General features: G+C 64.6%; 21 protein-coding genes. 9 read left to right on the top strand and 12 right to left on the bottom strand.

Going from position 1 to position 20,763, the window contains the following annotated elements; all coding sequences use genetic code 11:
- From F4Y72_12935 to F4Y72_12915, 5 genes are all read right to left on the bottom strand, one after another.
- Positions 1-694: DUF2878 domain-containing protein (locus F4Y72_12935; protein ID MXZ29188.1), on the bottom strand; the 694-nt coding region annotated here is incomplete at its 3' end.
- Positions 550-1,002, bottom strand: a complete 453-nt coding sequence (locus tag F4Y72_12930; GenBank protein MXZ29187.1) for a GNAT family N-acetyltransferase — start codon at positions 1,000-1,002, stop codon at positions 550-552. The genes F4Y72_12935 and F4Y72_12930, both read right to left, overlap by 145 nt.
- Positions 999-1,850 carry an MBL fold metallo-hydrolase gene (locus tag F4Y72_12925; protein ID MXZ29186.1) on the bottom strand — a complete coding sequence of 284 codons (852 nt, stop codon included), beginning with the start codon at positions 1,848-1,850 and terminating at the stop codon, positions 999-1,001. The genes F4Y72_12930 and F4Y72_12925 overlap by 4 nt, the downstream gene beginning before the upstream one ends.
- The gene (locus tag F4Y72_12920; protein ID MXZ29185.1) at positions 1,850-2,725 is read right to left on the bottom strand and encodes an NUDIX hydrolase; all 876 of its coding nucleotides are present in this window, start codon (positions 2,723-2,725) and stop codon (positions 1,850-1,852) included. The genes F4Y72_12925 and F4Y72_12920 overlap by 1 nt, the downstream gene beginning before the upstream one ends.
- Entirely contained in the window at positions 2,625-3,698 is a 1,074-nt protein-coding gene (locus F4Y72_12915) for an HlyC/CorC family transporter (GenBank protein ID MXZ29184.1), read from the bottom strand. The genes F4Y72_12920 and F4Y72_12915 overlap by 101 nt, the downstream gene beginning before the upstream one ends.
- Positions 3,699-3,770: 72 nt before the next feature.
- On the opposite strand from F4Y72_12915, the gene F4Y72_12910 reads away from it, so the two are divergent.
- On the top strand, positions 3,771-4,529 hold the full coding sequence (locus tag F4Y72_12910) for an SDR family oxidoreductase (protein ID MXZ29183.1): 759 nt from the start codon (positions 3,771-3,773) through the stop codon (positions 4,527-4,529).
- A 14-nt stretch (positions 4,530-4,543) separates the two neighbouring features.
- Here F4Y72_12910 and F4Y72_12905 read toward each other — a convergent pair whose 3' ends face one another.
- A complete protein-coding gene (locus F4Y72_12905) occupies positions 4,544-5,410 on the bottom strand; it encodes an SDR family oxidoreductase (GenBank protein ID MXZ29182.1) in 867 nt (288 codons plus the stop codon).
- On the opposite strand from F4Y72_12905, the gene F4Y72_12900 reads away from it, so the two are divergent.
- From F4Y72_12900 to F4Y72_12885, 4 genes are read left to right on the top strand one after another with little or no spacing between them, the layout of a single operon-like run.
- A complete protein-coding gene (locus tag F4Y72_12900) occupies positions 5,405-6,607 on the top strand; it encodes an NAD(P)-binding protein (GenBank protein ID MXZ29181.1) in 1,203 nt (400 codons plus the stop codon). The two genes, F4Y72_12905 and F4Y72_12900, sit on opposite strands and share 6 nt — an antisense overlap.
- Before the next feature lie 31 nt (positions 6,608-6,638).
- Positions 6,639-7,784: an aromatic ring-hydroxylating dioxygenase subunit alpha gene (locus tag F4Y72_12895; GenBank protein MXZ29180.1), complete on the top strand. Its 1,146-nt coding sequence runs from the start codon at positions 6,639-6,641 to the stop codon at positions 7,782-7,784.
- Positions 7,785-7,788: 4 nt separating this feature from the next.
- Complete coding sequence (locus F4Y72_12890) at positions 7,789-8,934, top strand: aromatic ring-hydroxylating dioxygenase subunit alpha (protein ID MXZ29179.1); 1,146 nt, start codon at positions 7,789-7,791, stop codon at positions 8,932-8,934.
- A 4-nt stretch (positions 8,935-8,938) separates the two neighbouring features.
- Positions 8,939-10,084 (top strand): aromatic ring-hydroxylating dioxygenase subunit alpha, encoded by a 1,146-nt coding sequence (locus F4Y72_12885; GenBank protein ID MXZ29178.1) that lies wholly within the window; start codon positions 8,939-8,941, stop codon positions 10,082-10,084.
- Positions 10,085-10,122: 38 nt separating this feature from the next.
- Here the strand turns inward: F4Y72_12885 and F4Y72_12880 are convergent, their stop codons facing one another.
- Positions 10,123-11,511: an MFS transporter gene (locus F4Y72_12880; protein MXZ29177.1), complete on the bottom strand. Its 1,389-nt coding sequence runs from the start codon at positions 11,509-11,511 to the stop codon at positions 10,123-10,125.
- Positions 11,512-11,638: 127 nt separating this feature from the next.
- Between F4Y72_12880 and F4Y72_12875 the strand changes: the two genes are divergently transcribed.
- A complete protein-coding gene (locus tag F4Y72_12875) occupies positions 11,639-13,078 on the top strand; it encodes an aldehyde dehydrogenase family protein (protein MXZ29176.1) in 1,440 nt (479 codons plus the stop codon).
- Between the two features lie 13 nt (positions 13,079-13,091).
- Here the strand turns inward: F4Y72_12875 and F4Y72_12870 are convergent, their stop codons facing one another.
- The 5 genes from F4Y72_12870 to F4Y72_12850 are packed head-to-tail and all read right to left on the bottom strand — an operon-like array spanning position 13,092 to position 16,945.
- A complete protein-coding gene (locus F4Y72_12870; GenBank protein MXZ29175.1) occupies positions 13,092-14,000 on the bottom strand; it encodes a formylglycine-generating enzyme family protein in 909 nt (302 codons plus the stop codon).
- A 4-nt stretch (positions 14,001-14,004) separates the two neighbouring features.
- On the bottom strand, positions 14,005-14,940 hold the full coding sequence (locus F4Y72_12865) for a formylglycine-generating enzyme family protein (protein MXZ29174.1): 936 nt from the start codon (positions 14,938-14,940) through the stop codon (positions 14,005-14,007).
- A 21-nt stretch (positions 14,941-14,961) separates the two neighbouring features.
- Positions 14,962-15,966, bottom strand: coding sequence for a formylglycine-generating enzyme family protein (locus F4Y72_12860; GenBank protein MXZ29173.1), 1,005 nt, complete (start codon positions 15,964-15,966; stop codon positions 14,962-14,964).
- Positions 15,870-16,616 (bottom strand): nucleoside-binding protein, encoded by a 747-nt coding sequence (locus tag F4Y72_12855; GenBank protein ID MXZ29172.1) that lies wholly within the window; start codon positions 16,614-16,616, stop codon positions 15,870-15,872. Before F4Y72_12855 ends, F4Y72_12860 begins: the two co-directional genes overlap by 97 nt.
- Before the next feature lie 29 nt (positions 16,617-16,645).
- The gene (locus tag F4Y72_12850; GenBank protein MXZ29171.1) at positions 16,646-16,945 is read right to left on the bottom strand and encodes a hypothetical protein; all 300 of its coding nucleotides are present in this window, start codon (positions 16,943-16,945) and stop codon (positions 16,646-16,648) included.
- 11 nt (positions 16,946-16,956) lie between these two features.
- On the opposite strand from F4Y72_12850, the gene lnt reads away from it, so the two are divergent.
- From lnt to F4Y72_12835, 3 genes are read left to right on the top strand one after another with little or no spacing between them, the layout of a single operon-like run.
- Positions 16,957-18,729 (top strand): apolipoprotein N-acyltransferase, encoded by a 1,773-nt coding sequence (lnt, locus tag F4Y72_12845; GenBank protein MXZ29170.1) that lies wholly within the window; start codon positions 16,957-16,959, stop codon positions 18,727-18,729.
- Positions 18,726-20,213, top strand: a complete 1,488-nt coding sequence (locus F4Y72_12840) for an FAD-dependent oxidoreductase (GenBank protein ID MXZ29169.1) — start codon at positions 18,726-18,728, stop codon at positions 20,211-20,213. Before lnt ends, F4Y72_12840 begins: the two co-directional genes overlap by 4 nt.
- The gene (locus tag F4Y72_12835; GenBank protein ID MXZ29168.1) at positions 20,210-20,653 is read left to right on the top strand and encodes a c-type cytochrome; all 444 of its coding nucleotides are present in this window, start codon (positions 20,210-20,212) and stop codon (positions 20,651-20,653) included. Before F4Y72_12840 ends, F4Y72_12835 begins: the two co-directional genes overlap by 4 nt.
- Positions 20,654-20,763 lie beyond the last annotated feature (110 nt).

The raw sequence follows: 20,763 nt of genomic DNA, 5'->3' as shown, positions 1-20,763 counted from the left end.
CCCCGGGGGCGGCCCCGCCGCCCTCTAAAGCCCCTCCCAATTCGACCAGCAGCGGCGTCGCCGCCGCGTAGAACAGACCCACGGTCAGATAGAAGGCGACCCCGGCTTCCGATCCGGCGCCGAGGGCAATTCCCGAAAAATACGCAAACGGCGCCCCGGTGGCGCCCAGTAATGCGGCCAGTATGCGTCTGCCGCGCAGCCACGCCAGGCCGTCGATGCTCATCAGCGAAAACGCGCCCCACAAGGCCAGAATCCAGGCCGGGGCAAGAATCGAATCGGGCCAACCGGGCGCATAGCTGACCCAGTCCGCGCGCACCACGACGGTCTCCATGACCAGGCCCATTGCGAGGCCGCTCGCCAGGACCAGCAGTTCCCTCTTGCGATTCTCCGAAAGGAACGTCTGCACTCCTGCGAAGGCCAGCAGCGCCAGCGGGCCGAGCCAGACGTCGCCTGCCGCGGCGCCCAGCACCGTGCACAGCCACACGGCCTTGAACCCCACAACGCTTCTGACCAGCGTCGCGATGCGGCACCAGGAAGGGAAACTCACGGTCACGCGCCGTATTCCATGACGTCGTAGCCGCAGTGGTCGAACCCCAGGGCCCGGTAGGCCGCGATCGCGCGGCTGTTGTCGCGCTCCACGTACAGGCGCACCCGGCACTCCGTCTCGCCGGCTTCGCCCAGGACGTGTTCGCAAAGCGCCCGGAACACGCCGCTGCCCCGGTGCTCCGGCACCGTATATACGCTCTGCAGCCACCAGATCATGCAGTTGCGCCAATCGCTCCACTCGGTCGTGATCATCAACTGTCCCAGCCGTTCCCCGGTGGAGGAAACAGCCATGAAGTAGCGCCCCAGGGCAGGATCGGAGAACATCCGGCGAACGCCCGCCTCGACCGTCTGCGGATCAAGGCGCAAGCCCTCGGATTCATCGGCCAGCGCGATGTTGAATCGGACGATCGTCGGAGTGTCCGCGGGCCGGGCCGGCCGGATGATGGTGTCGCTCATTGCGCCGCGCCGTCCGCGAGCCGCCACGACTCCCCTTCGCGCGTGGCCCGGCCTTCCCGTTCAAGCTTCAGAAGGTGGGCCTCAAGAGACAAGGCCGCCACCGGATGCAGGCGGTCGGGCACGTCGTCGTACACCCGGGGAAGGATAGCCTCAAGCGCAGCGGGACCCAGCGCATCCATGGCCGAAACCACCTTTTCCTCGCGCCTTTCGCGATGCGCAATCAGGCCCCTGATCTCTTCCCGGGGCCGAACGATCCAGTGGCCGTGCCCGGGCGCCATCGCGCGGATGGGCAGGTCGAGCAGCCGGCCGAGCGAGCCCATGTAGGCGCTCATGTCGCCGTCGGGAGGCGCAATGACCACGGTCGAGCCCTGCATGATGTGATCGCCGGTGAACAGCACGCCCTGCGGCGCGTGCCACCAGCAGAAGTGGTTGGATGCATGGCCGGGCGTGTGTACGGCCCGAAGCGCAAAGCCGCCCAGGTCGAACTCCTGACCGTCGCTCGGTTGCACGGCGGGATAAAAACTCGAATCCTGACGGTCGCCCGGCGGAGGAGTCGGACCGATCAATGACGCGCCTGTGCGCTCCGCCAGCAGCGCGGCGCCCGGCGAGTGGTCGGGGTGGGTATGGGTGACGAGAATCCAGCGCACCTCTCCCGGGGCCTGGTCCACGATGTTCCCGACATGCCGGGGCGAGGCGGGCCCCGGATCCAGCACCGCAATCTCTTTTTCCCCGAGGACCCAGGTGTTGGTGCCGGGGCCGGTCATGGTTCCGGCGTTGAACGCGGTCAGGCGCCGGATCGAGGGCGCAATGTCCACCAGAACCCCGGGCTTGATGGCATCGGCCGGCATCAGGGCACCGGGTAATCCTTCATGTGGAACGGACCGAGTACTTCGCCGGTCGGCAGACAGGACATCAGCTTCCCGTCAATTCGCCGCACCTGCGGTCGGGTGACCGGGACGGAACCGCGGCCCGCGGAAGCCGCCCATGCCATCGCCTGGTCGATATTTTCCATCTCGCGCAATATTCGCAGAAAATGCCGGGTCGGATGAGCCAGCGGGATCTGCTGCCGCAGCGCCCGGTCCGGCTCGAACCACCGGGCCTGCAACACCTCCCTTCCGTCCGCCTGCGCTTTAAGGGCGGGCGACGATTCCGCCACGAAAAAGCGCGTGGAGAATCGTCTCGGCGCCGCGCTGGGCGTTATCCAGTGAGAAACGTAGTGCATGCGCCCGGCCGGCAGTTTCCAGTTTGCCCGTCGGCACAGCTCGGCAAACGGGACCCGGCCGCCAAGCAGCGCCTTGCGTTCGCCGAGCGTGGCGCGCCGGCCCTGCCCGCAGCCGTTCACCGCGAGCAGCAATCCGGCCTCTTCGAAAGTCTCGCGAATGGCCGCCACCCAGTAGGCCAGTCCGTCCCGGCGAAGCGCCAGCAAACGGCTGGCGCGATCGTCGTTGAGCCCGAGGCAGCGGCGGTAAAGCCGCCGGTCACGGTCCTGGTCATCGAGCACACCGCCCGGGAACACCCACGCCCCGCCGAAAGCGGCGCGAATGATTCGCCTGAGCATCAGAACCTCCAGGCCGGCGCGAGACTGCCGAAGCAGCATCAGCGTGGCTGAAGGCAATGGCGGATCAGGATTCCGCTGGGGCATCGAGCACGCGCAAGGCATTCGCGCGCCGGACCCGGTGGCGCCGCGCCAGTTCGCGCATGTCCACCGTGGAGTCGGTCTCATCGACGATTTCCAGACCGAGCAACGTTTCAATCACGTCCTCCATGGTCACGATCCCCGCCATGCCTCCGAATTCGTCAAGCACCACGGCCAGGTGCTCCTGGCGCTTCCGCAGTTCCTCGAACAGGTCGGTAATGGCGAAAGACTCGTCCACGGCGACAATTTCGCGACGCAAGGCGGCCATGGGCTGGTTTCCGCGCCCCTCCACCATTGCGGCGAACAGGTCGTCCTTCATCACGTAGCCGGTTATGTAGTCCTTGGACTCGTCGTACACGGGAATCCGGGAAAAGGAATGGCCTCTCGCCTTCGCGTAGTAATTGGCGATGGGCTCGTTTTGCGATGCCACGGTAACGACCGTGCGCGGAGTCATCACGTCCCGGGACTGTATCGCCTGAAAACGGATCAGATGGCCGATCATCTCGCCTTCCCCGGCTTCCAGCACGCCTTCCTCCGTACCCAGTTCCGCCATCGCCAGAAAGTCGGTCCGCGTCAGTATCGGTTGGGTCGTGTCGCGCCTCAAACCTCGGGTGATGTACTGGCTCAACCACACGAACGGAGCCAGCACCGTCGTCAACAGTCGCAGCGAATGCACGGTGAAGGTCACAAGCCGCTTCCAGTAGAGCGCGCCGATTGTCTTGGGCACGATCTCCGAGAGGATCAGTATCGCGATCGTCATGATCGCAGGCACCACAATCCTGGTTATCCACGGATTCGCCTGCTCCCAGATTACCGCCGCCTGCGCGCCCACGCCGATGGCGCCGACCGTGTGGGCAATGGTGTTCAGCGTCAGTATCGCCGCCAGGGGACGGTCGATGTTGGCCTTGAAATCCTCGAGATACCGCCCGACGCGCGTGCCCTTCTGAGACTGCAGGCGCGCATGACTCGGCGTAACGCTGAGCAGCACCGCCTCCCACAACGAGCAGAAGAAGGAAAAAGTCAGCGCCAACAGAAAAAACGCAACGATCAGGGAATACATGAGTGGATATTGTGACACCAATGCGTCGTTGCGTTAGCATCACGCCTCCTTGCGGAGATAGAGGGTAGCGGAATGCGATTTGACGAGCGGTCGGTAGTCATTACGGGCGCGGCCGGCGGGCTTGGACAGGCCTACGCGGTGGAATTCGCACGCCTGGGCGCACGCCTGATGCTCTGCGACCTGAAGGATTGCGACGAAAGCGAAGCGCTGGCGCGCGAACAGGGGGCGGAGGTCCTGACCGCGAAGGTGGACGTGACCTCGCTTTCCGATCTTGAGGCCATGGCCGCCCGCACCGCCGAGGCCTACGGGCGGATCGACGTACTGGTGAACAACGCCGGGTGGTGGGGCAACCTGGAACTCACGCGATTCGACGAAGTGGAGGAAGAGCTGTGGGACGCAACCATGGCGGTGAACGTGAAGGGCGTGTGGCTGGCCAGCCGGGCGGCAGCCCGGCACATGAAATCGGGCGACGGCGGGTCCATCATCAACATCGCGTCGCTGGCGGCGACCTACGGAATGGCCAACGTCATTCACTACACCACTTCCAAGGCCGCGGTAATCGGCCTGACGCGCGGACTGGCGCGGGAGATGGGGCGCTACAACGTGCGCGTCAACGCGGTCGCGCCCAACATCGTCTCGACCGAGGCGTCAGCGGAATTCTTCGGCGACAAGTATGAAAAGGCCATCGGCGCGACGACCTCGCAGCAGGCGATCCGAAGGCCGCTGGACAGTGCGGACGTGGTGGGCGCCGTTCTGTGGCTGGCCAGCGACCTGAGCGGCATGACGACCGGCCAGACCCTGATGGTGGACGGCGGCGTAACCTTCCTCTAGGCGTTGATTAATAACTAGAAGGGCTGCGGCTCGCCGTTGTAGCGGATGAACGCGCCGGAATCCTCCGGCGTCAGGTTCTCGATCACGTCGATCATGCCGGCAATGCTCTCGGGCGGCTCGAGAAAACCCTTCAGCCCCATCCGATCGACCATCTCGGCCACCTTTTCCACCTTGACGGTGCCGGGCGACAGCAGCGCGACGGTTACGCCCTTGCGTTTCGAATCGGCGGCCACCCCCACCATCATCATGTTGAGCGCGGCCTTGCTTGAGCGATACCAGTAGATTCCGCCTTTTCCGCCGGACTCGCCCTCGAAGGAACCGGCCAGCGAACTGACGGCAACGATCTTCTTCTGGTCGCTGGCCTCCACGTTGTCCATGAAAGCCTCGCTGACCTTGAGCGCGCCCAGCGCGTTGGTGCGGAAGAAGTGGACCGCCATGTCGTAGTCCAGCGTGCCCAGGGTCTGGGGCTTCGGCTTGGTGAAGTCGCCCGTGATGCCGGCGTTGTTGATGAGCACATCGATCGGCATGCCGGCCAGCTTTTCCGCCAGCGCGTCGATGCTGGCGTGGTCGGTCACGTCCAGCTTTTCGGCGCGAACGGCGGGATACTGCTCCTCGAGCGCCGCCAGCGTATCGGGCGTCGTGTCGCGGCGATGGGTGGCGATCACGGTCCAACCCCGGTCCGCGTACTGCTTGGCGAATTCCAGTCCGATTCCGCGATTGGAACCGGTTACGAGCACTGTCTGCGCCTGGGCGGCGGACATCAGTACGAACGAGGCCAGCAGGCCTGCGGCGATGGTGGCGTTGCGCATGGGTAGTTCCCGCAGTACATAAGAGCGCGCATTGTATCCGGCGCGCAAAGCAACACCTATCCGCCAATGCATGTCAACACGGGCATACAATTCCGCCGGATGAATACGCAGCCCGTCATGTTGATCGGGGCCGGCATCGGCGGCCTTAGCTGCGCGCTCGCCCTGCAGCGCGCCGGCATTGCCGTAAGGGTGTACGAGCAGGCGCCGGAACTGGGCGAGGTGGGGGCCGGACTTACGCTCAGCCCGAACGGTTCGAAAGCCTTGATGGGCCTCGGCCTGGAGAGCGAGCTGGCGGAACTGGCCGACCCGCCCTCGTACCAGGCCGTGCACCACTACCAGACGGGACAGGTGCTGGTTCGACGCGAGCGCGGCGACCTGACGATCCGGCAGTACGGCGCGCCCTACTACCAGATCCACAGGGCCGACCTGCACGATATGCTGGCCGACGCCGTGCGGGCAAACGATCCCGACTGCATTGTCCTCGGCCACGAATTCGAGCGCTTTGACCAGGACGCGAACGGCGTCACCGCCTGGTTCACTAACGGCAACAGCGCTTCCGGGCGGCTCCTGGTGGGCTGCGACGGCGTGAAGTCGCCGGTCCGTTCGCAAATGCACGAGCAGGAATCGCCGAATTTCACCGGCTTCGTCGCCTGGCGCGGCCTGGCCCCCGCCGCCAAGGTGCCGGCGGAAGCGGTGGATCCTCCCTCCGGCACCTACATCGGACCGGGACATCTCTTCGTGCGTTACCTGATCCGCGGAGGCGAGACCGTCAACTACGTCGCATTCGTGGAACGGGACGACTGGCAGGTGGAAAGCTGGTCGCAACGATCGACCGTGAAAGAAGTATTGGACGAGTTTTCGGAATTCCACGGCCTGGTGCGCGCGATCATCGGAGCCACCCCGCCGGAACTCTGCTACAAGTGGGGCCTGTTTTCCCGGCGGCCGCTCAAGTCCTGGAGCCTGGGCCGGGTTGCGCTGCTGGGAGACGCCGCCCATCCCACCCTGCCCTTCATGGGGATGGGCGCGGTCATGGCCATCGAGGACGGAGTCGTGCTGGCGCGATGTATTGCGGATTCCGGCAGTTTTTCCGAAGCGTTTCAGCGCTACGAGGCCGCCCGCGTGGAGCGCACCACGCTGGTGATGCTGGAGTCCGGGGAAATCATTCACCGGTTCTTTGCCCCGGACACGGAACGCTTCGCCGAACGCAACAACCGGAATGAGGAATCGCTGGGCCTGTTCCGCTACGACGCCTGGCAGGTTCCGGTATAAACTAGTTGCCCTGTAATCCAGGAGCACAGCCATGTTCATCAACTTCTGGTATCCGGCGGTCGAGTCGGAGAAACTCAAGGACAAGCCGCTCAAGCAACGCATGCTGGGTCAGGACTTCGTGCTGTGGCGCGACGAGGACGGGCAGGCCCATTGCCTGAGCAATACCTGCTGCCATCGGGGCGGTTCGCTTGGCGATGGCCTGGTGGCCGACAACTGCGTGCAATGTCCGTACCACGGCTGGCGATTCAACGGCGACGGGCAGTGCGTGCGCGTGCCGTCCATCGGCATGAAGGCCAAGCCGCCCGGGCGGGCGCGGGTGGACTCCTACCCGGTCATGGAACGCTACGGCCTGGTTTTCTGTTTCCTGGGCGACCTTGACGAGTCGGAACGGCCGCCGCTTCTCGAGATCAAGGAGTGGGGCCAGGAAGGCTGGTCGTCCACCATCCAGTCATTCGAATGGAACTTCAACTACAAGCGATCGATCGAAAACGGCATCGACCCGGCCCACAATGAGTTCGTGCACCCCACCCATGGCATGAAGGGCATGGACGAGAACTACAAGGTCCGGGAGCTGGACATGCGCGAAACCGACTGGGGCACGGGGTTCTTCAACGAGGTCTTCGCGCCGCCCCTGGCCGAAAAGAAAATGCGCGAAGCTTCCGGGGAGACCAAGAACCGCATCATAAGAGCGGGCACCGGCCACCACGGACCGGCCTCCGTGTGGACCTTCATCAATCCCACTCCGGTCATGCACATTTACCAGTACCTGTACGAAGCGCCGGTCGACGAGGACAACACGCGGCTGTTCCTGATCAACATGCGCAACTTCATGCTGGAAGACATCTACGACGAGACCATGATGGAGCGGAACCAGTACGTGGCGACACAGGACCGGGACGTGCTGTATGAACTCCACCCGAAGATCACGCCGCGGGTGAATACCAAGGAACTGTTCACTCCCTCGGACTACCCGATTGGGCGCTACCGGGAATGGCTGAAGGAATGGGAAGCGCGCGGCTGGCGCATCGATCTGGACAAGGTTCGCGAGCAGGAACGCCACACCGCTTTCGCGATACCGAGCCCGGAACGGCGCAAGAAGAAAGGCTGGGTGATCGACCCCATCCCGTTGATGCCGGCCACGCCGGCACGGGCCGTGGAGACCGACCAGGCCGCCTGACTCCATGTTCATCAATTTCTGGTATCCCGCGGTCGAGTCCGGGAAACTGGAGGACAAGCCGCTCAAACGACGCATGCTGGGCCAGGACTTCGTGTTGTGGCGCGACGAGGAAGGCCGGGCGCATTGCCTGAGCAACACCTGCTGCCACCGGGGCGGTTCTCTGGGCGACGGCCTGGTGGCCGACAGTTGCGTGCAGTGCCCCTATCACGGTTGGCGCTTCAACGGTGACGGTCAGTGCGTCCGCGTCCCCTCCATCGGCATGAAGACAAAGCCGCCCGGGCGGGCGCGAGTGGATTCCTACCCCGCTACCGAACGCTACGGGCTGGTGTTTTGTTTCCTCGGCGACCTGGATGCGTCGGAACGCCCGCCGATCCTTGAGATTCCCGAATGGGGACAAGAAGGCTGGTCGTCCACTATCCAGTCATTCGAATGGAACATCGACTACAAGCGCTCAATCGAGAACGGCCTCGACCCTGCGCACAACGAATTCGTCCACGACACCCACGGCATGAAGGGAGAGGACGAGAACTACAAGGTAAGCGATCTGGACATTCGCGAGACCGACTGGGGCACGGGATTCTTCCACAAGACCTTCGCGCCGCCCTTGGCCGACAAGAAGATGCACGAGGCTTCCGGGCGGAACAAGGCTCATACCATCGACGTGGGTGCCGGCCATCACGGACCAGCGTCCAAGTGGACCAACATCAATCCCACTCCGGTCATGCATATCTACCAATACCTCTTCGAATGTCCGATCGACGAGGACAACACATGGATTATCCTGATCAACATGCGCAACTTCATGCTGGAAGACATCTACGACGAAACCATGATGGAGCGGAACCAGTACGTGGCGACTCAGGACCGGGACATCCTCCTGAATCTGCATCCGAGGATCACGCCGCGGGTCAATACCAAGGAACTGTTCACCCCCTCGGACTATCCGATCGGGCGCTACCGGGAATGGCTCAAGGAATGGGAAGCGCGCGGCTGGCGAATTGATCTGGACAAGGTTCGCGAGCAGGAACGCCATACGGCGTTCGCCATACCGAGCCCGGAACGGCGCAGGAAGAAGGGCTGGGTGATCGACCCGATCCCGCTGATGCCGGCAACCCCCGCACGGGCCGTGAAGACAGACCAGGCCGCCTGACCCCATGTTCATCAATTTCTGGTATCCCGCGGTCGAGTCCCGGAAACTGGAGGACAAGCCGCTCAAGAAACGCATGCTGGGTCAGGACTTCGTGTTGTGGCGCGACGAGGACGGACAGGCCCATTGCCTGAGCAATACCTGCTGCCACCGTGGCGGTTCGCTTGGCGATGGCGTCGTGGAAGACAGTTGCGTACAGTGTCCGTACCACGGCTGGCGGTTCAACGGCGACGGGCAGTGCGTGCGCGTGCCGTCCATCGGCATGAAGGCCAAGCCGCCCGGGCGGGCGCGGGTGGACTCCTACCCGGTCACGGAACGCTACGGGCTGGTCTTCTGTTTCCTCGGCGACCTGGACGACTCCGAGCGCCCGCCGATCCTTGAAATTCCCGAATGGGGAGAAGAGGGGTGGCGATCTACCTGCCAGTATTTCGAATGGGACGTCGACTACAAGCGCGCCGTGGAGAACGGAATCGATCCGGCGCACAACGAATTTGTCCATGACACCCACGGCATGAAGGGCGAGGATCCCAACTACAAGGTAAGTGAACTGGACATAAGGGAATCGGAGTGGGGCACGGGGTTCTACAACGAAGTCTACGCACCGCCGCTGGCGGAAAAGAGGATGCGGGAAACCTCAAGAAGGAACGAGAACCACACGATCACGGTCGGGACGGGCCATCACGGGCCGACTTCCGTCTGGACCCACATCAACCCCACCCCCGTGATGAAGATCTATCAGTATCTGTATCGCCTGCCGATCGATGAAACCCGCACCGGTTTGTACATGATCAACATGCGCAACTTCATGCTCGAGGAAATCCACGACGAAACCATGATGGAGCGGAATCAGTACGTGGCCTTTCAGGATCGGGACATTCTGCTTACCCTGCATCCGAAGATCGCGCCACGAACCAGCGCAAGGGATTTGCTCACCCCGTCGGACTACGCCGTGGGCCGCTACCGTCAATGGCTTGCAGGATGGGAAGCGCGCGGTTGGCGCATCGACATGGAAAAGGTCCGCAAGGCCGGCGAGCATACCGCGTTCGCCATTCCCAGCCCGGGCCGTCGCGCGAAAAAGGGCTGGGTGATCGACCCCATCCCGCTGGTGCCCGCGAAATCCGCGGACGCAGTAGAGAGCGACCAGGCCGCCTAGGCTGGGAGAGAGAGGGCGAACCGCCCTCGCGCCGCAGGTTACGCGGATTCGCGCTTTGCGCGCAGTTCTTCCAGGTATTCCCGGGTCAGGGTCCAGCGCAACAGGATGATGCCGGCCAGCAGATTGCAGACCGAAGGAACGATCGCAATTGAGATGCGAATGCCCGTAAGCGCGCCCGGGTCCTGCTGAATCGCTTCGGCGTCAACGGTGGACTGGTAACCCAGCACTCCGAGAATAACGCCAATGACCACGGGGGCCCCCATGAACGCGAACTTCTCCACCATGTTGTATGCGCCGGCGAAGACGCCCTCGCGCCGCAGGCCCGTCTTCAGGTAATCGTATTCCTGCACGTCGGGCAACAACGACATGCCCAGCAGCAACTTGCCCATGCCGAAGAAGGACAGGATCAGGGCTCTTACGAACAGCAGCCATACGGGTTCGTCCGTCGGGACAAACCACCACCAGAGCGCTCCCACCATGAAGCCGAACGTGGCAAGCATCAGGGCGCGATGCTTGCCCACCTTGCGCGAGAACGGCACCCAGAACAGGGGAGCCGCCAATAGCGGCATGATCAGGTTGCCGCCCAGCGCGTACCAGAGCATGACGGACTGGGAATGCCCCAGAATGTCCACTATAAAAAACAGCACGCTGCCCGCTGCCACGCCGGTGGCCAGCAGGGTCAGCAGCTTGAAGACCGCCAGTTTCAGGAAGTGCACGTTGGAAGCGGCCGTGCGGATCTGCCCCCAGGGGCTCTCGCGAGGCGTTACGTGTTCGGTCGCGCGCGCGCCGGCGGTTCCGAAGAAACAGGCGATCATCGCCACCAGCGCCAGGACGCCGAACAGCCAGCCCACCAGTTCGTAGCCCTCGTTGCCGCCCCCGAACTGCGCGGCCAGCGTCGGCCCGACTCCGATCACGGTGAAGGTTCCGATCATGATGGCCACGGCCCGAAACGACATGATGGCCGTGCGTTCATCGTAGCTGTTAGACATTTCCGCGGGCATGGCAATGTGCGGTACGTTGAACAGCGTGTAGCCGGTGTTGAACACGATCAGTCCCGCCAGCACATACGCCGCCTTTTCGAAATTCGCCCACTCGGCGGGAGTGCTGAAGAGCATCACGAACGCGCCGGCGCACACGAAGGCGCCCACCAGCAGCCAGGGCCGGCGGCGCCCGAAGCGGCTCCTGGTCCGATCGCTGATGATGCCCATGGGCAGGTCGGTCAGGAAATCGTACGCCTTGGCGATCATCAGGAGCGTCCCGGCCGTAAGGACCGCAACCCCGGCCACCCGCGTCAGGTAAAAGAGGAGGATCGTGGCGTAGGTATTGAAGAGCAGCGCCACTCCCAGGGCGCCGACGCCCCAGCCCGCGCGCAGGGAAAGCGGAACCGTGCCCTCGACCCGGGTCAATCGGCCAAGCCTGGATTGCATTAATTGGGCGCCTCGAAACAGAGCGTAGCGCGGCAGGATAGCACGGGGAACCCTTTGTCGTGTCACGCGACGCCGTGAGGGTGTATCCTCGCCAACCTGTTCCCATCAACGAAGGAGAGCGGCAGCAATGGCCGAACACGAATACCGCAAGTTTTTCATCGGCGGCGAATGGGTCGACCCGGCCGAGGCGCGGGAACTGGATGTGATCAATCCGGCTACCGAGGAGCCCGCCGGGGTCATCTCGCTGGGCGGCTCCGCGGACGTCGACCGGGCCGTGGCGGCGGCGCGCGAGGCGTTCGGCGGTTATTCGCGGACCGGCAGGCAGGAACGTCTTGACCTGATCGACGCGTTCATCGCCGCCTACAAGTCCCGCTACAACGACATGGCGGATGCGATCACGGCGGAGATGGGCGCGCCCAGACGCCTGTCGACCAAGGCCCAGGCCGCCATGGGTATCGTCATCGCCAAGACCGCGCGGCGGCTGCTGGAGAACTTCGAGTTCGAGGAGCAGCGCGGCGGCACGCTGATCCGGCGCGAGCCGATCGGCGTGTGCGGATTCATCACGCCCTGGAACTGGCCGGTCAACCAGATCGCGCTCAAGGTCCTGCCGGCGCTGGCGGCCGGCTGCACGATGGTGCTGAAGCCCAGCGAAATCGCACCCTTCAGCGGCATGGTGTTCGCGGAAGTCATCGAAGCCGCGGGTGTGCCCGCCGGCGTCTTCAACCTGGTCAACGGCGACGGACCCGGGGTCGGACAGGCCATCGCCGGACACACCGACATCGACATGGTCTCGTTCACCGGATCCACCCGCGGAGGGATCGCCGTGGCCGCCACCGCCGCCGGAACGGTCAAGCGGGTCAGCCAGGAACTCGGTGGCAAGTCGCCCAACCTCATCCTTGACGAAGACTCGCTGGAACAGGGCGTGATCAACGGCATGCGCAGCGTCTGCATGAACACCGGACAATCGTGCAATGCGCCGACGCGTTTGCTGGTCCCGACCGAACTCCACGACAAGGCCGTGGCAATCTCGGTGGCCTCCGCCGCGCGGGCGCGAATCGGCGATCCCGAGTCCGAGAACACGACGATGGGGCCGCTGGTCAGCGAAACGCAGTTCGACAAGGTGCAGGGTCTCATCCGCAAGGGAATCGAGGAAGGCGCCACGCTGGCGACCGGCGGTCCGGGCAGGCCCGATGGCCTCGATAGGGGCTATTTCGTCAAGCCGACCGTGTTCGGCAACGTGAGCAACGACATGACGATCGCGCGCGAGGAGATTTTCGGGCCGGTGCTCTGCGTGATTCCGTACGATAGCCTGGACGAGGCGATTGCAATCGCCAACGACACGGAATACGGCCTCGCCGCGTACGTGTGGGGCGGCGACCTCGAACAGGCGAGAAGCGTCGCCGCGCAACTTCGCGCGGGCCAGGTCTGTCTCAACGGCCAGTCAGGTGACGCCAGCGCGCCGTTCGGGGGCTACAAGCAGTCCGGCAACGGCCGCGAATCCGGCCCCGAGGGCCTGGAGGAATTCCTCGAAACCAAAGCTGTCCTCGGCTACTCCGAAGCCGCCTGATCAATTACTGCCGCTAATCCGGCAGGGAGCGGGCGACGCGCAGGCCGAAGAAGGTGTAGTGGATGTCCTCCGGGTCGCGGCCGCGGAACGTGAGGCGCTGGCGGTCCGGGCGCGTAATCCAGCTGCCGCCGCGCACGCCGCGCCGCTCGCACTGGCCCGGCGGGACGTCAAGCGCCGAACCGTCGGTCGGCAACTCCGCCGAATAGGGCTCGACGTAGCAGTCTTCCACCCATTCCCAGACATTGCCCGCCACGTCGTACAGACCGAAGGCGTTCGGTTTGTACATGCCGACCGGTGCGAGAGTCGGGTAGCCGTCGTCGCAATCCGCCGCCTGCCAGCCGAAATCATGCACAGGATCCGCGCTTGAGTCATACACATTGGCAAAAGCGCATGCCGCCTCGGGGTCGTCGCCCCAAGTGAAGCGGCCCACGGCGCCGGCACGCGCCGCGTATTCCCACTCCGCCTCGGTGGGCAGGCGGTACGGCTGGCCGCTCATCTCCGCAAGCCATTCCACGTAGGCGCGCGCATCCAGCCAACTGACGCAGGTTACGGGATGATCCGGCCGCTGTTCCTGCCCGAGCATCAGGTCGGTCCAGTTCGATTCCGGATGGTTCTCCCACTCGCCATCGAATTTTCCACGACAGCCTTTCTCCACCTGGTATCCCGTGGCGGAGACGAAAGCTTCGAACTGGGCATTCGTTACTTCGTACCTGCCCAGCGCAAAATCGCGTTCCACGCGCATTTCGCGCGGCGGTCCCTCCGGGCGGCCCTCCTCGCCGCCGTGCGCTCCCATCACGAAATTCCCGCCCGGCACGACCAGCATCTCCGGACACCCGTCGCAGTCGCGGAAAGAGGCCTCCGGAACGCCGTCCGCAGCGATCGCCCCGGCCGCCAGGCCGAACACAGCGAACAAAAGGCGCAAAGTGTTATTCCGTCAGGGAGCGGGCGACGCGGAAGCCGAAGAAGCTGTAGCGCACCTCTTCGGGATCGCGACCGCGGAACGTGGTGCGCTGCCAGTCGGGGTTGGTCAGCCAGCTGCCGCCCCGCACGCTGCGGTTCTCGCACTGGCCGGGCGGCGGACCGTAGGCCGAACCGTCGGTCGGCGTGTCTTCCGGATAAAGCACTTCGTAGCAATCCTCGACCCATTCCCAGAGATTGCCGGTCATGTCATGCAGACCGAACGGGTTCGGCTGGAAACTGCCGACCGGCGCCAGGGTCGTATGGCCGTCGTCGCAGTCGATCCAGGGCCAGATGAAGTCGTGCACGGCGTGCGCGCTCGTGTCGTACATGTTGGCGTGCTTGCAGCCCTCGTCGGGGTCTTCCCCCCAGTAGTACCAGTCGCCGGCGCCGGCGCGCGCCGCGTACTCCCACTCCGCTTCACTGGGCAGACGATAGTCCTGGCCGCTGATCCCGGACAACCAGTCGAGATAGGCCCGGGCATCCAGCCAGCTCACGCAGGCCACCGGATGCTCGGGGTCGGACTCCTGCCCCAGCCGCAAATCGGTCCAGTGCGCTTCGGGGTCGTTTTTCCACTCCTGATCGATGTTGCCGCGACATCCTTTCGACATCTCGTGGCCGGTCGCCTCCACGAATTCCCGGTATTGCCGGTTGGTGATTTCGTACTTGCCCAGCGCGAAGGGCCCGGCAATCGTCACTTCGTGCGGCGGGCCCATCGGGCGTTCGCTCACGGCTTCCTCGCTTCCCATGACGAAGCTGCCGCCCGGAACCACGACCATCTCGGGACACTGCTCGCAATCGCGGAAGGTTTCGGGCTGCGCGTCCTCGGCGGCCGCGGGCGACGCTGCGAACGTGAGGCCGATCAGCACGGCCATTGCTGGTGCATATCTGTTCATGCCGCGCATTCTAGCGCGCTCGCCCAGGGGTCAGTGGAGGGAGCGGGCGACGCGGAAGCCGAAGATCGAGTAGCGCAGGTCCTCGGGATCGCGGCCGCGGAACGCGAGCCGCTGGCGGCTGATCCGCGAAGTCCAGCTGCCGCCGCGAACGCTGCGCCGATCGCACTGGCCGGGCGGCGGGCCGTATGCGCTGCCGTCCGTGGGAATGTCGGCCGGATAGGGCGCTACGTAGCAGTCCTCTACCCACTCCCAGAGGTTGCCGGCCACGTCGTGCAGGCCGAACCTGTTCGGTTGCAGGCGTCCGACTGGAGCCAGCATCGGAAAACCGTCATCGCAAAGCGCGGGCTGCCAACTGTAGCCATGCATGGCTTGCGCGCTCGAGTCATACACATTGGCCTGGCCGCACGCCTCGTCCGGTTCCGATCCCCAGGGAAAATCGCCGCTCACGGCGCCGCGCGCCGCGTACTCCCATTCCGCTTCGCTGGGCAGCCGGTACGGCTGGCCGCTCGTCTCCGCCAGCCAGGCGACGTAGGCGCGCGCGTCCAGCCAATTGACGCAGGCCACCGGGTGGTCCGCTTCCCACTCCTGGCCGGTCTTGAGGTCGGTCCAGAGCGCCTCGGGATGCAGCAACCATTCGTCGCCGACCCGAACCGCGCAGGGCGGTGCGGTCTCGTATCCGGTCGCGTCCACGAATGCGGCGAATTCCCGGTTGGTGACTTCAAACCGTCCGATCGCGAAGGCTGTGGCGATGCTGACCTCGTGCGGCGGACCGTCCGGACGGCCTTCCTCCCCGCCCTCCGCGCCCATGATGAACTCTCCCGGAGGCACCTCGACCATCACGGGACAGACATCGCAGTCCTGAAAGACCCGCGGCGCTTCGGACTCCGCGGCCTGCGCCGGAAGACCGGCCAGCCCCAGCAGTATTGTCGCCGTTGCGGCTAGAACTGCCATACCAGCAGGGCCTGCACGGTGTTCTCGTCGGTCGCCCCGTCGCCGAGCTTGTTCATCCAGTATTGATATTCGATTCCCATCCATAATCGTTCAGTGACCCTCCAGCGTAGTTGAGGCTGCGCAAGCAGCCAGCCGTCGACATTGTCGCCGAACCGGTTCTCCCGGCTGCCAATGTATTCGATGTGGCCCTCCAGGCTGAAATCCTGTCCGCCCAGCGTGAAAGGACGCGCGAAACTCAGGTCCACCATGAACGAATCGCTTTCTCTTGGCGCGCCGCCCGATGCGACGCCCTTGCTGTCGTCGATGTACCCGGTGATGTCCAGGTTGGCGAACGCGAATCCGTTCAGGTCCAGCGACAGGCGGATTCCCGGAAGGTACTTGACGACGTTGGCGTCGTCGGCCCAGTTGATTCCGAAGACCAGGCCGATGTCCGCGATGAGGCCGCCGCCGATTTTTCTGCCCGCAATCTTCGACAGGCTGAAATTGGAGTACCACTCGCCGTAAAGATCGAAATCCTGGAAGCCGGACTCCCGCGAGTCAAGCATGTCCAGAAAGACGAAGTTGTCGCCGTATTTCCAGCCGTGCGCGTGCTGCCCGGTGGTGATCAGATGTTTCGCCTTGCCGCCGCCGGCGAAGGAAGGAACGTCGAGCTGCCCGTACTGCAGGTGCAGTTCGGTATCGCTCCACTCCAACGCATGGCCTGATGGAGCGCAGGCGGGAAGCAGCAGTCCGATTGCCGCCGCGCGCGCAAGGGCCCGCACGGCTATCCGCCTTCGGCGCCGCTCCGCAGCAAGTGAATCCCGGTGACGCCCGCCAGCAGAGGCACGCCGGCGTCGACGACGATCCATACCAGCGAAACCGTGTCGTCTCCTATGGCGGTGAAGGCGGGGTTCATCAGATTGAACCAGTTCCAGAAAAACATGATTCCCACGAACAGGAATCCGTAGAACAGCGTGTTGGCCACCAGGAACTCGCGAGTGACCGTTTCGCCTCCCGCGCCCGTCTTGCGCGTGTAGCTGAAAACCGTGCCCAATACAATGGCCAGCGCGGTCAACGGGTTCACTATGGTCCAGAATGGACTGTAGGGCTGGCCGGGTTCCGATGCATGGTACAAGGGCTCGACAACCGTGTGGACGGCCACCAGTACGGCAACCGCAAAGAGATACAAGCCGCAGATTTTCTTCAACATGTGCCAATGCCCCCATCTTCCCGGGAAGAAATCCCGCTTTGCGCTTTGAGCATAGCACGCTGCCGGCGATGAGCAGGACGATTCCCACAGGCTTGTTGGCCGGACTGTTGTGGGCGGCGGCGTTCTGCTTCTACCCGGAGTGGACGCTGGTCCGGTGGTTCATCGGCATGACCGGATTGATCCTGCTCCTGTCGCTGTGGTCGGGCGAGCGGGCCTTCAGGAACCCGAGGGCGGCCGCGGCCGGAAGCTTCGCCTTCGGGCTGTGCGCCTTCTCGGCCGGCTGCTACTGGATTTATCACAGCGTGCGCATCGTCAACGGGGGGCCGGTTGCGCTGGCCATCGCGCTGGTCGTACTGCTCGCGGCCGTGATGGGATGCTGGTACGCGCTGGGCGGCTACTGGGCGGCGCGCATGCAGCCGAAACGGCCCTGGATGGCTCTGCTTTTTGTGCTGCCCTGCGTCCTGGTGCTGACCGAGTGGCTCAGGGGGTGGGTTTTCACCGGATTCCCGTGGTTGAGCGCCGGATACCTCACGGCCCCCGTATTCGCCGGCCGGATCCCGGCAATGCTGGCTTCCCTGGGCGGAATGTACCTGGTGGGACTGACGACGGCATGGCTGGCTGGCGCATGTCTGCTTGTCTGGCGCATCGCACCAGGCCCGGCAACGCGGGCTGTGGGCCTGCTCCTGCTGCTTGGCGGCGCCGCGGGGCTGGGGCAGATTGCGCTTCCGGCGCAGGATGGCCAATCGCGGGGCCAACTGCAAGCGAGGCTCGTGCAGGGCGGCATTCCCCAGGAGAGGAAGTGGCTGGAAGAGGAGTTTGTGCCGACCCTTGACCGCTACGAACGGCTGAGCTTCGGACAACCCGTGGCGGGCGCCTCTGCGGACCCGGCGCTGATCATCTGGCCGGAAGTCGCGGTCCCCAAGACGCAGGACTTCGTCCGCGAGTATCTGGATGATATGGACCGTCTGTTGCGCGCGCGTCGGGGCGCCCTTGCGCTTGGGATTCTCACCCAAACCGACGCCGGCCGATACAATTCCCTGATCGTGCTGGGCGACGGCCAGGGGACCTACCACAAGCACCACCTGGTGCCCTTCGGGGAGTTCTTTCCCGTGCCCGATGCGATAAGGGACTGGCTGCTGGGCATGAACCTTCCCGCCAGCGACCTCGTGCCGGGACCGAGCGGCCAGGCGCCGCTCACGGCCGGTGAGGCGGTGTGCGGCGTGAGCATCTGTTACGAGGCGGCTTTCGGTTCGGAGCAGCGAAGATGGGTGCCGACGGCGGAGGTTCTCATCAACGTCAGCAACGACGGCTGGTTCGGCGACACCGTCGCCCTCGAGCAGCATCTGGACATGGCGCGCGTGCGGGCCATGGAAACCGGGCGCTATCTGCTGCGCGCAACCGGCACCGGCATTACCGCGGCGGTCGATCCCGGCGGCCGCATCATCGACCGGCTCCCGAAGTACGGACCCGGTTTCCTGGACGTAAGCGTACCGCGGCTGGTGGGCGCGACGCCCTACGTGCGCTACGGAGAATGGCCCGTGGTTGTCCTGTGCATCTTGCTCGGAATCGCGCTTCCGGCAGCAGTTAGAATCCGCGAGGGGGGCTCCCGGCCGAAGGTTGGGCGGGCGGCGTTCACGGCTTCGGAGGAGCGCGAATGAGTGTAAAAAGACGACAGGTCCTCAAGGGAGCGCTCTCTCTTTCCGCCCTCTCTCTTTCCTACCCGTTGCTGAAGCCCGCGGCCGGATTCGCCGCCGAAAAGACCACGGCCGTCGTGATCGGAGGCGGCCTGTCCGGGCTCAATTGCGCGCTGCTTCTTTCGGATTTCGGGATCGACGTGATCCTGCTGGAGGGGTCGGACCGCGTCGGCGGACGCGCCCACACGGCCGATGACGTGGAAACGCGCCCGGAATACGGCGCCAGCGAGGTGGGCCGTTCGTATGCGCGGGCCATCGACCTGTGCTCCCGGCTCGACATCAGGCTCCTCCCGGACATCCGCAGCCTGCTGCCGATGTCCAACTACGTGGAAGGAACCTGGGTGAGGTCCGGGGACTGGGCCGATTCCCCGGTCAACAGGATGGCCGACAACGAGCGCGAACTTCCGCCGCTCATGGTCGGCATGGGCCTGTTGTCGCGGCTGAACCCGCTGATAAACCTGGACGACTGGCTGTCCCCCGAATTCGCTGCCTACGACATCTCGATGCGCGAACTGTTCCTGAACAACGGCGTCTCGGAGGCTGCCCTGCGGCTGGCCGGGGTCCCCCTGGATCTCCGCGTGACCTCCAGCCTCGGCATGATGCAGGAGCGAACGCGGACCCTGTTCGACGCGAATTTCGGACGTACGCAGACCCAGGCCGCGGACACGCCGTTCGGTCTGGCGGCCACGCGCGAGGAAGGCGAGGAAACCTTTCCGGTCAGAACGATCGAGGGCGGCACGTCGAGACTGCCGGAAGCGATGGCCGCCGCGCTGGGCGACCGGGTCCGGCTGGGCAAGGTGGTCGCGGAAATCGACATGTCCGGGTCGGACGCGGAAATCCGCTGCCTGGACGGCAGCCGCTACAGCGCCGATTTCGTGGTCTCCGCCATGCCGTTCACGACCTTGCGCAATATCTCGGTTTCGCCGGGATTCTCGGGTCGCCAGGCCGAAGCGGTGCTGACGCTGGGCTACCGCGGCACGACGCGCGCCTGGGGGGTCGTGGAGGAACCGTACTGGGAAGACGACGGGCTGGAGCCGTCGTTTTTCACCGACGAAACCATTCAGACGCTGGTGGTGCTGGACAAGCTGCCCGGAGAGGACACGCACCGGTGTTCGGTCATTTTCACCGGCCCTTCCGCAGCGCGGATCGACCAGATGCCCGACGACCAGGCCCTCGCCCTGATCGAATCGGAAATCGCCCGGATCCGGCCCTCGACGAAGGGCAGGATGCGCTTCGTGGACCTGTACGGCTGGCGCAAGAATCCCCTGATACAGGGGTGCCGACACTTGTTCGGTCCCGGCCAGATCTCCAGGTTCGCCAGGGAAATGATCGTGCCGCACCACCGCCTGCATTTCGCGGGAGAACACACCCGGCGCATGGACTTCGGGATGGAGGCCGCGCTGGAAAGCGGCGAGCGGGCGGCATTCGAAATTCTTCAGCGCGCATGAGAATTCCGGGCAACACGGGGCCGATCGCGGCAGGCACTCTGTGCGCGGCCCTGCTCTGCGGAACCGCCGCCCTGTCGCTGGCCGATCAGGATGTCCCCGCGCGACAGGACGCCGCGGCCGACGAAACTCCGGACCCCCGGCTGCTGGCGCAGGGCAAACGCCTTTACATTCTGTGTCAGGCGTGCCACGCAACGGAGGCGGATCCCGGCGATAAGATCGGTCCGCACCTTGCGGGAATCGTCGATCGGCCGGTGGCGAGCGCGGAGGGATCGGTCTATTCCGATGCCTTGCGGGCCCAGGAATTCGTCTGGAGCGAGGAAAACCTGGACCTTTGGCTGCAGCGGCCGGCGGAAATGGTTCCCGGCACGAGCATGAGCTTTGCGGGTCTTCCCGGGGAAGAACTCCGCCGGGCCCTTATCGCCTACCTGAATACGCTCTAGAAGGGAGGGCACGTCCCTCGCGGCATCCCGCCCTTCCACCCGAGGTTTTTAGAGGACGGAACGTCCTCGTTTCCCGGGTGGAAGGGCGGGATGCCGCGAGGGACGTGCTC

Source organism: Gammaproteobacteria bacterium, assembly GCA_009838035.1.
Lineage (GTDB): Bacteria > Pseudomonadota > Gammaproteobacteria > Steroidobacterales > Foliamicaceae > Foliamicus.
This window is presented reverse-complemented; position numbering and strand designations above follow the sequence as displayed.